The organism is Chryseobacterium sp. MDT2-18 (assembly GCF_030815285.1).
GTDB classification, from domain to species: Bacteria; Bacteroidota; Bacteroidia; order Flavobacteriales; family Weeksellaceae; genus Kaistella; species Kaistella salivictor.
The window spans coordinates 248,179-261,549 of sequence record NZ_JAUSWQ010000002.1; the positions used below are offsets into that span (position 1 = coordinate 248,179).

At 37.1% G+C, this 13,371-nt stretch carries 11 protein-coding genes; 5 read left to right on the forward strand and 6 right to left on the reverse strand.

The genetic code is table 11. The features are described from left to right. Positions 1–178 precede the first annotated feature (178 nt). The 5 genes from QF004_RS03060 to QF004_RS03080 form a co-directional block, all read right to left on the reverse strand. Positions 179–1,678, reverse strand: a complete 1,500-nt coding sequence (locus QF004_RS03060; protein WP_307422553.1) for a GH3 auxin-responsive promoter family protein — start codon at positions 1,676–1,678, stop codon at positions 179–181. 69 nt (positions 1,679–1,747) lie between these two features. Then, positions 1,748–2,362, reverse strand: coding sequence for a hypothetical protein (locus tag QF004_RS03065; protein WP_307422557.1), 615 nt, complete (start codon positions 2,360–2,362; stop codon positions 1,748–1,750). Continuing rightward, the gene (locus QF004_RS03070) at positions 2,359–2,727 is read right to left on the reverse strand and encodes a hypothetical protein (RefSeq protein WP_133439435.1); all 369 of its coding nucleotides are present in this window, start codon (positions 2,725–2,727) and stop codon (positions 2,359–2,361) included. Before QF004_RS03070 ends, QF004_RS03065 begins: the two co-directional genes overlap by 4 nt. A gap of 67 nt (positions 2,728–2,794) precedes the next feature. Further along, positions 2,795–3,076, reverse strand: coding sequence for a hypothetical protein (locus QF004_RS03075; protein ID WP_133439436.1), 282 nt, complete (start codon positions 3,074–3,076; stop codon positions 2,795–2,797). A gap of 329 nt (positions 3,077–3,405) precedes the next feature. Beyond that, complete coding sequence (locus QF004_RS03080) at positions 3,406–3,834, reverse strand: hypothetical protein (protein ID WP_307422560.1); 429 nt, start codon at positions 3,832–3,834, stop codon at positions 3,406–3,408. 273 nt (positions 3,835–4,107) lie between these two features. Here QF004_RS03080 and mfd point away from each other — a divergent pair, with 273 nt between their 5' ends. The 4 genes from mfd to pth all read left to right on the forward strand — a co-directional run bounded on the left by mfd (position 4,108) and on the right by pth (position 9,885). Beyond that, positions 4,108–7,521 carry a transcription-repair coupling factor gene (gene mfd / locus QF004_RS03085; RefSeq protein WP_307422562.1) on the forward strand — a complete coding sequence of 1,138 codons (3,414 nt, stop codon included), beginning with the start codon at positions 4,108–4,110 and terminating at the stop codon, positions 7,519–7,521. A gap of 20 nt (positions 7,522–7,541) precedes the next feature. Further along, positions 7,542–8,345 carry a hypothetical protein gene (locus tag QF004_RS03090; protein WP_307422565.1) on the forward strand — a complete coding sequence of 268 codons (804 nt, stop codon included), beginning with the start codon at positions 7,542–7,544 and terminating at the stop codon, positions 8,343–8,345. An 88-nt stretch (positions 8,346–8,433) separates the two neighbouring features. Further along, the gene (locus QF004_RS03095) at positions 8,434–9,312 is read left to right on the forward strand and encodes a hypothetical protein (RefSeq protein WP_133439440.1); all 879 of its coding nucleotides are present in this window, start codon (positions 8,434–8,436) and stop codon (positions 9,310–9,312) included. A gap of 9 nt (positions 9,313–9,321) precedes the next feature. Beyond that, entirely contained in the window at positions 9,322–9,885 is a 564-nt protein-coding gene (pth, locus tag QF004_RS03100) for an aminoacyl-tRNA hydrolase (RefSeq protein ID WP_133439441.1), read from the forward strand. Between the two features lie 102 nt (positions 9,886–9,987). Here pth and QF004_RS03105 read toward each other — a convergent pair whose 3' ends face one another. Continuing rightward, a complete protein-coding gene (locus QF004_RS03105) occupies positions 9,988–10,656 on the reverse strand; it encodes a carbonic anhydrase (protein ID WP_133439442.1) in 669 nt (222 codons plus the stop codon). 386 nt (positions 10,657–11,042) lie between these two features. Between QF004_RS03105 and QF004_RS03110 the strand changes: the two genes are divergently transcribed. Next, positions 11,043–13,262 (forward strand): M1 family metallopeptidase, encoded by a 2,220-nt coding sequence (locus tag QF004_RS03110; RefSeq protein WP_307422578.1) that lies wholly within the window; start codon positions 11,043–11,045, stop codon positions 13,260–13,262. Positions 13,263–13,371 lie beyond the last annotated feature (109 nt).

The following is a 13,371-nucleotide window of genomic DNA, read 5'->3' on the forward strand; positions in this document are numbered from 1 at the left end:
ACGTCAACAAAAAATTTACGGTCACTTTTGTCATAAACAGTATATCTCGTTCCAGCCTTGATGTTGTCGAAATTCCCCTGATCTGTGTAAACACTGTATTTCGTCGAAACACACGAAGTGCTGATCAGAAGAATTAAAAAGCAAAGAAATATTTCATCATTTAAGGTTTTTTCAAATACTAGCTCCTGTGTGTTTCAAGGAAATCGCCAATTTTGCGGTCATTAGCTAATCGTGGTATTTTATTCTGACCACCAAGCTTTCCTTCAGACCTGGCATAATCCTGAAAAGCATTTTTCTTTAATGTTGTAATTACAAGAGGTTGCAGGATTTTACCGGAAATTAAATCATTATAATATGTGTTTCTTTTCCGCATTTCATCATCCAGATTTTTTATGAAGTTTTCCAGGTTTTCGGGCTCTTTTTCAAATTCGATAAACCATTCGTGATAGGGTAAACCTTCCGTGGGATTTACTTGTGGAGCTAAATGAAACTCTGTAATCTGTGCCGGAAATTTTTCTACCGTTGCTTTTAAAGCTTCTTCTACTTCAAAAGCAATCACGTGTTCGCCAAAAGCAGATGTGAAATGTTTTGTTCTCCCCGATACCAAAATCCGGTAAGGATCCTTAGAAATAAACCGTACAACATCGCCGATGGAATACGCCCAAAGTCCCGAATTTGTCGTTAAAATCAAAGCGTAATCTTTATGAAGTTCGATCTCTTTTAAAGTCAGTCTTTTCGCCTCTGGTTTCCCGTATTCTTCCAGCGGGACAAATTCATAGAAAATTCCGTGGTTGGTGAGCAGCAGTAGGCCTTCTTTTTCAAAATTATCCTGAAACGCAAAAAATCCTTCACTTGCGGGGAAAGTCTGCAAAGTATCCACAGGTTTTCCCAGAAGTTCATTCATTTTTTCGCGGTACGGTTCATAATTGACGCCGCCGGTAATAATGAGCTGAAGATTGGGGAAAAGTTCTGTAATTTTTTTTCCGTTCCGTTCGATCAGTTTTTCAAAATACATAATCAGCCAAGGCGGAATTCCCGAAATCAAAGTCATGTTTTCCTTTTCAGTTTCTTTTACGATTTCGTCAACTTTGGTTTCCCAGTCTTCGATGAGGTTTGTTTTTAAACTCGGCAGGCGGTTTTTCTGTAAATAAGATGGAATGTGATGTGCAACAATTCCGGAAAGTCTGCCGGTTTTAATTCCATTGATTTCTTCCAATTCAGGACTTCCCTGCAAAAAAATCATTTTTCCGGTAACGAAATCAGCATTGTTTTTTTGTGCGATATAATGAAAAATCGCGCTTTGTGCTGCCGCGATTTGGTAAGGCATTCCTTCTTTTGAAATGGGAATGTATTTGGATCCCGATGTCGTGCCAGAAGTTTTAGCGAAATATTCCGGCGTATCGGTCCAGAGAATCTGTCGCTGGCCTTTTTTTACTTTTTCGATATAAGGTTTTAAGTCTTCATAATCAGCAATTTGTACGTGCGACTGGAAGTCTTGAATGCTTTTTATATTTTCAAACTGATGGGTTCTTCCAAACAGGGTTTTCTCAGCAGTTTTTACCAGAGAAAGTAAAAGTTCTTCCTGGTTTTTAACTGAATTTGCTTTAAAGGATTGGGTTCCTTTAACGTGATTTTTTGCCCAGATTAAAGCAATGTTTTTCTTAATGAAATTGATCATAACGCAAATTTAAAGCATTTTAGAAATAAACCTTTAGTATAAAGAAAAATTACGCACCGAACTTCTGTTTTAAAAATTATAGCGGTATCCCAATCCTAAACTCAGGAAGGTAGAGCGGTTATAAAACTTCTTGGTTTCTGGATTTTCATTGTAAACATTCCCGAAATAAACATTGACTTTCGCTGCGACAAAGACCTGTTGATAACCCTCGCGATCCAATGCATATAAAGCTTTTCCGCCAAGATTAAAGCCAGTTGCATTCTCTTTTAATTTTTGATTTTCGGCGTCAACTAATAAATTAGTTTGGCGGTAATAGCTGAATCCCGCCATTTCTTCAATTGAAAAATCCTCGGAAATAATTTCGCGGTGCGTCAGGTACAAATCGATATTGGTGATGGTTGGTGAGCCGATATTTCCGTAACGGTTTTGTTCGCCGTATTTCACATTAGAAAACAGCACATTGTAATCTAATCCAATTCCGAAATTAATGGGAGTCATCAAGTTTCCCCCAAAACCGAAACCGTAAAAAGGCATGAGTAATTTTGCCAAATGATTATTGCCAAAGGGTTTCATTACAATCATTTTGGTTTCGATATTAGAAACAACATCCAGTTTGTTTGTTTTTTGCTGGCCGAAAATTAAAGTTGAAATTCCGAAAAAAAGCAGAAATGTAATTCTCATCATTTCAGGTTTATGTCATTGAAAATAATATACGTAGTCCCAGATGGGATAAGGATTTCCAAAGAATCGGAAGAAATCGTACAGCCTGGTTTTGAGGAAGAAAATGATTTTATTTTTTCATTTAAAACCAAGGAAAACGAATCCGAAAGCAGCGGACCTGAAACATTAAATTGGCCTGAGCCGGTCGGCATGGTTTCGCCGATGTTTTTTTCATCGCTTTTAATAATTATTTTTATTTTATTGAAGTCGGATTGAGATCCGGTGATTTTTCCTTCCACATAAGCTCGGGAATTGTTTCTGTTTTCCGAGGTACAACCCACAAAAAGGCAGAGTGAAAAAAGAAGGATCATTGCAAAAAAACGCTGCATAAATTTTTTATTAAAGATATAAAAAAGCCCCGAAATAAATTCCGGGGCTCAACGTATTCAAACTGTATTATTTTGTTTTGTATCTTTTATCAGGCGTTCCGTCTTTTTTCAGATGGGCATTGGCTTTGTATCTTCTGTCAGGCGTTCCGTCTTTTTTCATTTTTACTGCAGAGGTCTTTGCGGCCGGTTTTTCTGCTGTTGCAGATTTTGCGACTGCTTCTTTTTTTGCAGTTTCCATTTTCTCTGATTTAGCAGGAGCCATTTTTGCAGTTGATTTTGGCGTCACCTGTTGAGCATTTGCAAGTCCAAGGGCTACCACCAAAGACAATGCGGCTAATAGTTTTTTCATTTGTATATGTTTTAAATGCTTGATATAATGTTTTTTAACGATATAAAATTAAATAATTTACCGTACCGAAAATTTCTTCCGAATAACTTTAACCAAACTTTAACACATCTTTATCAGTGCTGAAATTTTTTAGTCTCATCGTGAACCACACAAAGATTTTTATTTGCAAATTTGTTGTTTTACTCACTTTTTAGGACAAAAGGAAGTTACAGCGAAACGTAGAAGAAATATATTTTTAGTACTAATTACGGATATGCATTATCTAAACCTTTCAAAAAAAAACTGTTTCAATCAAATGAAACAGTCGGTGTGAAAATAAGTGATATAATTTATCTCGTGCAGTTTGCAGTCCAGGTTTTCCCGTTAGCGGTATATAAAATTTTCAACTCATTATTATCAATTCTAATGTAAGAGGTGGTTGTTCCTCCTACCATCACCAAAACATGGTCACCTTCTTTTTTGAATTCAACACCATTCAGATCAGGAATCCCATCAGAAAACCGGAAATTGTATTTTGTACCACTTGCAATTTTGGTTACGAAAACACTTCCGCCGTCTTTGGATATGGTTGAATTTCCATCGTTGTAAGAAATGCTGCCTTTGTAAGTTCCGGCGAAAAAGTCGTTGTCTGCCGGGTCGTCATCACTTCTGCAGGAAGTAAACGCAAATAAAGAGAATGCAACAACGAATAATCCGAGAAATCTAAATGCTCTTTCAACAGTTGTCTTTCTTTCGTTTTTTAAATTTTTCGATTTCATAATTTTTTATTTTAAGTTAAGTTCAACACCAGCCAAACTTTATGCCGGGCTTTTTTCAGCACCCAAGTTTTAGGAAAATATTAAGAGTTTTTAGAAGTATTTAAAACCTTTATGCGGAATACGACCGATCATAAAGGGTAATTTTACCTCTGGATTTAATAAACAAATAATCCTTAAATTTGTACTTTCAAACGATTTCGGAACAATCCCGAAATCGCTTTTCCCGTTTTAGACCTTCTCATTTTAAAGACGGGTTTTACCGTCAGAACATTTATGCAGTTAAAAAATATCACCGATACATTTCTCCCACAGCTTCTTCATTTAGGATTTGGAAAAGAGCTGTTTATGCAGCTCGAGCAGAATAAACATCTTACGGTAAAGTCATTTGCCGGTTCTTCGCCAGCGGTTTTTGCCGCAGAATTATTTCTGATTAAAAAGAAATCGCTTTTGTTTCTGACCGATGACAAAGAAGATGCGTTGTACATCACTTCAGAATTAGAGGATTTGCTGGGTAAAGAAAATGTACTTTATTTCCCGCCGACTCATTTGGAGCCTTATCAGATTGAGAAAACTCAAAATGCGAATTTGGTTTTAAGAACCGAAGTTTTGAGTAGAATTCATAACGATAAAAAGCCAAAAGTCATGATCGCGCCATTTGGGTCTTTAGCTGAAAAAGTGATGAAGAAGGTTGATTTCAAAGCGATTTCTCACACGATCAAAACGGGCGATCAGCTGGATTTTAATTTTACTGAGGAATTACTGCATCAGTTTAATTTCAATCATACCGATTTTGTTTCCGAACCTGGCGAGTTTTCTGTGAGAGGAGGAATTGTCGACGTTTTTTCCTATTCCAATGAAGAGCCCTACAGGATTACTTTTTTCGGAAATGAAGTGGAAAGCATTAAGACTTTTGATATCGAAACACAGCTGTCCAAAGAGAAAGTAAGAGAATTTCAGTTGGTTTCGAATATGAATTTTTCAGCGCAGGGAACGAAGGTTTCTTTGTTTGATTTGGCACCGAAAGATTTAGTTGTAATCACCAAAAATGCTTTTGCAGGATTTAATATAATTAAAAATTTCTATGCAAAAGCAGAAGAAAAGTTTGGAACATTAGGAACTGAAATCAGACATCTGACGCCAGAACAGCTTTTTGTTTCCGGAGAAGATTTCGCTAAAGATATCAATCAATTTGAATGGATCGATTTTACTTTACAGGAAGTGAAGGGAAGTGATGCCGCAATTGTGCAGTTGAATCAAACGCCACAACCGGGTTTTCATAAAAAGTTTGAATTGTTACTTGAGGATTTAGAAGAAAAACAAAATGATGGTTTTGAAACCTGGATTTCATTTTCCACGGAAAAACAGAAAGAACGGCTGGAGTCTATTTTTGAGGATTTGTCAGCACATAAATCGGGTTCAGAAAACAATGAAGCTTTCCTTGGCGAAAAAACCAAAACTTTATTCAAATCTTTTAAATCAGAACTTCACGAAGGTTTTGTGGATTTGGACCATAAAATTTCAGTTTACACCGATCACCAGATTTTTGACCGTTACCAGAGATTTAAAGCCAAAAATGCATTTGCAAAATCTGAACAGATTACGCTGAAAGATTTAATGCAGATGAAAGTGGGCGATTATGTCACGCATATCGATCATGGAATCGGAAAATTCATGGGTTTGGTGAAGGTGAATAATAACGGAAAAGTGCAGGAATGTTTTAAACTGACTTATAAAAATGGAGATTTGCTTTATGTGAGTATTCACTCCTTAAATAAGATTTCAAAATATAATGGTCCGGACGGACGGGAAATCGTGTTGTCGAAACTCGGGTCGCCAGCCTGGAAAGCTTTAAAACAAAAAACAAAAGCGAAAGTAAAACAGATCGCTTTCGACCTGATCCGTTTATATGCACAGCGGAAAACGGCCAAAGGTTTTGCCTTTACGCCGGATTCGTATTTGCAGAATGAACTGGAAGCCAGCTTTATTTACGAAGATACGCCCGATCAGGAAAAAGCAACGGTCGATGTGAAAACGGACATGGAAAATGATACCGTAATGGATCGTTTGATTTGTGGTGATGTAGGTTTCGGGAAAACAGAAATTGCAATTAGAGCTGCATTTAAAGCTGCGACTGACGGAAAACAAGTGGCGATTTTAGTGCCGACCACGATTTTGGCTTTCCAACATTACCGGAGTTTTACCGAAAGATTGAAGGATTTCCCCGTGACCATTTCTTATATGAACCGTTTCCGCACGGCAAAACAAAAAGCGGAAACGCTGGAAGGATTGAAATCGGGTAAAATTGATATTGTGATCGGAACCCATCAATTGGTTGGGAGCAGCGTTAAATTTAAAGATTTAGGACTTTTAATTATTGATGAAGAGCACAAGTTCGGAGTTGCAGTTAAAGACAAATTGAAAACAATAAAAAGTAATGTGGATACTTTAACATTGACAGCGACGCCAATTCCCCGGACTTTACAGTTTTCACTGATGGCGGCCAGAGATTTATCAGTCATTAAAACACCACCGCCAAACCGTCAGCCTGTTGAAACGCAGATTGTTGGTTTTGATGAAGAAATAATCAGGGATGCCATTTCTTATGAACTTCAAAGAGATGGACAAGTTTATTTCATTAATAACAGAATTGAAAACCTGAAAGATATTGCGGGCTTGATTCAGCGTTTGGTTCCCGATGCGAAAGTAATTACAGGCCACGGACAAATGGACGGCAAACAACTGGAACGGAATGTTCTGGATTTTATGGAAGGCAAATATGACGTTTTGGTTTCAACGACGATTATTGAAAGTGGAGTGGATGTGCCGAATGCGAATACGATTTTCATTAATGATGCCCAGCGTTTTGGGATGGCAGATATTCACCAGATGCGCGGTCGGGTCGGGCGAAGCAATCGCAAAGCTTTTTGTTTTCTGATTACGCCTCCGTTTGATATGGTGACCAATGACGCGCGGAAAAGACTGGAAGCGATCGAACAGTTTTCGGATTTGGGAAGCGGTTTCCAGATCGCGATGAAAGACTTGGAAATTCGCGGTGCCGGGGATTTGTTAGGAGGTGAACAAAGTGGTTTCATTAATGAAATGGGTTTTGATACTTATCAGAAAATCATGCAGGAAGCTTTGGAGGAATTGCAGAATGATGAGGAATTCGAAGATTTATTTGATAATGAAGAAGACCGTAAAAAACTATTCAAATCGAGCAAAGAAGTGAATATCGATACGGATTTGGAACTGATGTTGCCGGATTCTTACGTTCAGAGTATTGAAGAACGGTTATCGCTGTATCAAAAATTAGCAGAAATAGAAAGCAAAGAAGAATTGCAGAAATTAGAAAGTGAATTAATCGACCGTTTTGGAGCTTTGCCCGCTGAAGCGATCAATCTTCTGAAATCGGTAGAACTAAAATGGATTGCCGCGGAAATTGGTTTTGATAAAATCGTGGTGAAAAACGGGGTTTTCCTCGGGTATTTTCCATCCAATCCTCAGGATAAGTTTTATCAGAGTGAAAAATTCAGGAACATTATTTCTTATTTGTCAAAGAATCCGAAAGAAGCGACTTTGAAGGAAAAAGTCAGCAAGGAAGGAAATCAACTCATGATGAGAAAAGAAAATGTACAGAATGTAGATGAAGTTAATGGCGTTTTGGAAAGGATATTAGGAATTAATTAATAATTTTAGAAAAATTAGAAATGAAGAAACTTATTTTACTCTTCTTATTTCTGTTCTCGGTAAAAATTTTTGCGTGTAAATGTGGGAATTCTGGTGAGGTTGGAATTCAATACCAAAATGCAGATTTCGTTGGTGAAATAGAAATCACCAAAATTTATGGTAATAATTTGAAAAGCAGGATATATAAAGCGGATGTTTCTGTTTTGAAAATTTATAAAGGTAAATCGTTCGGAACTGTAGAAATTTCTGGACTGATTAATGATATCCAAAGCGCAGCATGTGAAGTTGATTTAAAAGTAGGCGAAAAATATTTAGTTTATCTTTCTAAGAATGATGGAGATAATGTAATTTCGATGACAACAAACAGAAAATCTCTTGGTTCTGAAAAATATACGATTTCTGCATGTACTCCAAAAACATTTATTTCTGATGTAACTGACCAAAAGCTGAAAACTGAAAGACAAGTTGATGAATTTTTAAGCAAAAGCAAAGAAAAATTGAATCAGGTTTTCTTTTTAGATGAGTCAGTAAGCGAAAATTCAAAAGGTGATTTTAAAGATTATGAAATATCAGATGCTAAAAATAAGTTTGCAGTTTATAAGTTAAAGGTTAATGAAAAGTCGAAAATTGATCATATTGAAGCAGTACAGAATTTTGAAAGTTCGAAAGACTTAGAAATTATGAATTTAATGAAGAAAAATTTTGTCATAGGAAAAGATTTTTTTTCGGAAGTTAGAAATGAAGAAGTATTGCTAATGCTTTTCTACAGACCGGAAAATAAAGGGTCAGATTATGCGGATACTCTTTCGGGTGAATTGAAGTAAAAACTTATTGTTTTAAAGTGTTTAGGGAAATAAATCGATTCATATAATTTCTAAAAAAAGAGTACTTTTGCTAAAATCAATTTTAATAATGAAAAAGCTTTTCGGATTTTTAAGTTTTGTTTTCAGTTTAGCTATTTTGTTTTCCTGCGAACCGGGTCGTGATGAAAATGGCGATTTGCTTTTTGGGGTCAATAATCCGGGTGAAACAGGTGGCGGCGGTGGACCAACCGGCGTTGTGAAGCAGTTGAAATCGGTTACTTCAAAAGAAGATACTGGCGAAACCATAACTTATAATTACAGCTATTTATTGGGAAAACTGGTCAATGTGAAAACGAGTGATAACTCTATTTCTTACAGTTTGTCTTATGATAATAACACTGTTAATAAAATAACAATTGTACAGAAAGAAGGATCGGTAATCACCACCACCGATTATGCAGTTACCTATAATAACGGAAAATTTGTTGAAGCAAAGGGAACCGGTAAAGAAGATACAGGGAATTCTTTTACCAATACCATCACTGCAAATTATACCAATAATAAGGTATCGAAAATTTCATCAAAAATGGTAGGGATTGATACCGCGGATCCCAATATTACTTACGATATGTTTACGCTACAGAGTGATATCACTTATGCCGGAAATAATATTTCTACATGGAAGTTTTCCACCATATTTCCTGCAACTCCGCCGGTTAGCATTCCGCCGATTGTCATTTCGAGTGTGTTGAGTGACTATGATACCAAAATCAATCCTTTTAATACTTTGCCAGAAGCTTATAATATTGTAAGTTCTCTCTACGGATTTGACAGTTTTGCGGTGATTGGTTTTTCAGCAAACAACTACAGAAAAGTTACGGTGGAAGGACAGTCGTTAACCTATGTTTACACTTATGATGCAGACGGTTATCCGACAAAGGCTGTTGCTTCCGGTAATCTGGGAACTTTAACATTTCAATACCAATAAAATTTCAACATGAAATACCTGATCGTAGGTCTCGGCAACAAAGGAGATGAATATACTGAAACCCGGCATAATGTCGGGTTTAAAGTTGCGGAGAAAATTGCCGAAACCATTGATGCTCCTTTTAAATCCTCCAACTTCGGCTTGCTTGCAGAAGGTAAATATAAGGGAAGAAAAGTCTTTATCCTGAAACCGGATACCTATATGAATCTTTCAGGAAATGCGGTAAAATTCTGGTTGCAAAAAGAGAATATTCCGGTGGAAAATTTAATGATTGTTACCGATGATCTGTCTTTGCCATTCGGAACATTAAGAATGAAAATGAAAGGTTCTGATGCCGGTCATAATGGGCTGAAAAGCATTCAGGAGCAGTTACAGACACAGAATTATCCACGATTAAGATTTGGGATTTCTGCCGAGTTTAGCGAAGGAAAACAAGTGGATTACGTTCTTGGAAAATGGGAAGGCGAAGAAAAAGAAAAACTTCCCGAGAGAATCGAGAAGTTTTCTAAAGCGTGTTTGTCCTTTGTATTTGCCGGAATTCAGAATGCGATGACGGCCTTCAACGGGAAATAATTTCAGAATGGCGCACAGATTCTATAGATTTTCAAAGATTTTTTTAATGATGATCTGTGAAATCCGTGCGCAATATAAGAATGAGTTAGATGCAAATAAACGCTATTTTTTCTTCCGGCTCATCACCCAATCCGAATTGGTGAGATTATAAATCTTCTGAATATCTTTCAGAATCTTCTCAAAATCAATTTCCAGGTCGATGATTTTTCCTGTTGCCATATCGAAAACCCAACCGTGAACGATAGGATATTCGTCTAAAATATATTCCTCCTGAACCGATGCCATTTTGATAACGTTGATACACTGTTCCTGCACATTCAGTTCGACCAAACGGTCGTAGCGTTTTTGCTCATCTTCAATGGCATCCAGTTCTGCCTGATGTAACCGGTAAACATCGCGAATTGTTCTCAGCCATGGATTCAAAAGACCCAGATCCTGCGGTGTCATTGCCGCTTTAATTCCACCACAACCGTAATGGCCGCAAACGATAATATGTTTCACTTGCAAATGTTCAACTGCATACTGGATGACTGCGGTAGAGCTCATGTCTAAAGTGTTCACGACATTGGCGATATTTCGGTGAACAAAAAGTTCGCCCGGTTTCATGCCCATCATTTCTTCTGCAGAAACACGACTGTCAGAACATCCGATATATAAATACTCTGGAGTTTGCGTTGCAGAAAGTGTTTTAAAAAAATCTGGATTTTCTGCCAGTTGTGCTTCCATCCATTTTTTATTATTTTCGAATAGTTTTTCGTAGGATTTTTTCATGCCATAATATTTCGGAGTAAAAGGATTTTTCGCTTTTTGAAAGTAGGTTAATTACCGTTGTAAAAATATGTACTAAAAATTAAATATAAAAGAATTAATATAAATTATTCGGACTGGTGTCACATGATCTTAATGCCATCTTCGGTTTCAGAGTTGAAAAATGCTGTTTAATCCCTGAACTACCAGATTTTCCATCCTATGAAAAAAGAGTGCATCAAAAAGCATTTTTTTTATCTGAAGCAAATTCGTTTTAAAACTTTTTGGGCAGTATAAAATTTAGGAAACTGATAGGAAAACTAATAAGGAAGATGATTTCGATTTAAAATTTAAAAACCAATCTCTGTAACAATGTTGGTTTTATTTTATACTTATTACAAAATAAACTCATGAAATTTAAATTTTTAGGGGCACTGGTCATATTTGCAATCACAGTTTCTGTGAATTCATTTGCTCAAGAGGTGCCAAAATACAGTTATACCGAAGCTTTTAAACCATTTTTCTACCAGAATAATGGTACAGAAGCCCGCTCGGCAAGTGGGCAACCCGGTCACCATTATTGGCAGAACAGCGCTGATTATGTTTTGAATGCATCTTTAAATGAAGCGAAAAATGAAATTTCAGGATCTGCTGAAATTACTTATACGAACAATAGTTTTGATAATTTGAGTTTTCTTTGGCTGCAGCTGGATCAGAATTTATTTAAAAAAGATTCCCGTGGAAATGCCGTTATTCCCATGGCAGGAAGCAGAAACGGCGCACACGGTGAAGATCTCGACGGCGGTTACACGATAAAATCAGTGGAGATTCTTTCGGCAAACGGAAAGAAATTAAAAATAAATCCCACTTACACGATTTCAGATACCAGAATGCAGATTGATCTTCCGCAGGATCTGAAAGCAAAAGGAGGGATGGTGAAGTTGATCGTTCATTATTCTTTTGTTTCTCCGCGTTATGGTTCAGACAGAATGGGAGTTGAGGCTACGAAAAACGGTAAGATATTCACGGTTGCACAATGGTTTCCAAGAATGTGTGTTTATGATGACCAGATGGGCTGGAATACTTTGCCGTATTTAGGAGCGGGCGAATTTTATCTGGAATACGGAAATATCACCGCAAATTTAACAGTTCCTTCCAATCATTATGTCGTAGCTTCCGGAGAATTATTAAATCCGAAAGAAGTTTATACCAGCGATCAAAATAAAAAATGGGCGGATGCAGGAAACAGCGATAAAACGGTAATCATCCGTTCAGCAGCAGAAGTAAATTCTGCACCAAAAACGGCAACTTCCACCAAAACCTGGAAATTTAAAATAGAAAACACCCGTGATTTTGCCTGGGCTTCGTCGCCTGCGTTTATTTTAGATGCTGCAAAAATTAATTTACCAAGTGGGAAAAAATCTTTGGCAATTTCTGCGTATCCTGTGGAAAGTGACGGAAGTGCAGCTTGGGGAAGATCGACCGAATATACCAAAACTTCCATCGAAAATTATTCAAAACGATGGTATGAATACACCTATCCGAATGCGGTAAATGTTGCAGGAAATGAAGGCGGAATGGAGTATCCGGGAATCGTATTCTGTCACATGGATTCCAAAGGTGCCGATTTATGGGGCGTTACCGATCATGAATTCGGTCATAACTGGTTTCCGATGATTGTCGGTTCCAACGAAAGACTCTACGCCTGGATGGATGAGGGTTTGAATACATTCATCAATTCGGTTTCCGAAAAAGATTTTAATAATGGAGAATACTACCAGGCGAAACCTCTTCAGTCGATGTCATCTGCTTTTTACAGTGAAAACATGGAGCCTGTAATGACGGCACCGGACAATTTGAAAGAAAGAAATCTTGGTTATTTAGGTTACTACAAACCAAGTGCAGGAATGCAAATGTTGCGTGAAAATATTTTGGGTGAAGAACGTTTTGATAAAGCCCTTCGCGAATATATCAGGAGATGGGCTTTTAAACATCCGACTCCGGATGATTTTTTCAGAACAGTCGAAAATGTTTCCGGCGAAGAGTTGAACTGGTTTTGGCGAGGTTGGTTTTTAAACAAATGGAAAATTGATCAGGCTGTAAAAAGTGCGAAATACATTAATGGTGATTTTACTAAAGGGGTAATTATTAAAATTGAAAACATCGGACAGTTGCCGATGCCGGTAAATATGGATATCACGTTTAAAGATGGAACTGTTCAGAATGTAAAACTGCCCGTAGAAATTTGGAAACGAAACTCAGAATGGTCTTTCGAAGTTCCGACGAAAAAGGAAATAGTTTCTGTTCAGCTGAATCCAAAAGGAAGTGTGCCAGATGCTAATCCCGCCGATAATATTTTAAAAATGGATAATAAACCGGCAGAAAAAATTTCTTTAACTGATTATGAAGGAAGTTTTTCGAGCAAACAGATCCCTTTGAAAATAGTATTAAAGTCAGATGGAAATAATTTAACAGCCCAGGCAACCGGCCAAACTCCATTTCCATTAGCGTATGAAGGCGACAATAAATTCAGTTTTGAACTGGCAGGAATTGAGCTGGACTTCGCGAAAGACAAGAGAAGTTTCACCCTTATCCAAGGCGGGCAAAAATTTGAATTTACGAAAGAATAAAAAGTTATAATTTTTCAATAACTGAAAACCGTCCTGCGAATTTTTTTGTGGGACGGTTTTTTTGTTTCTCTGGATCAGTATCAAAACTTGGGGACTAAGCAAAAATTTT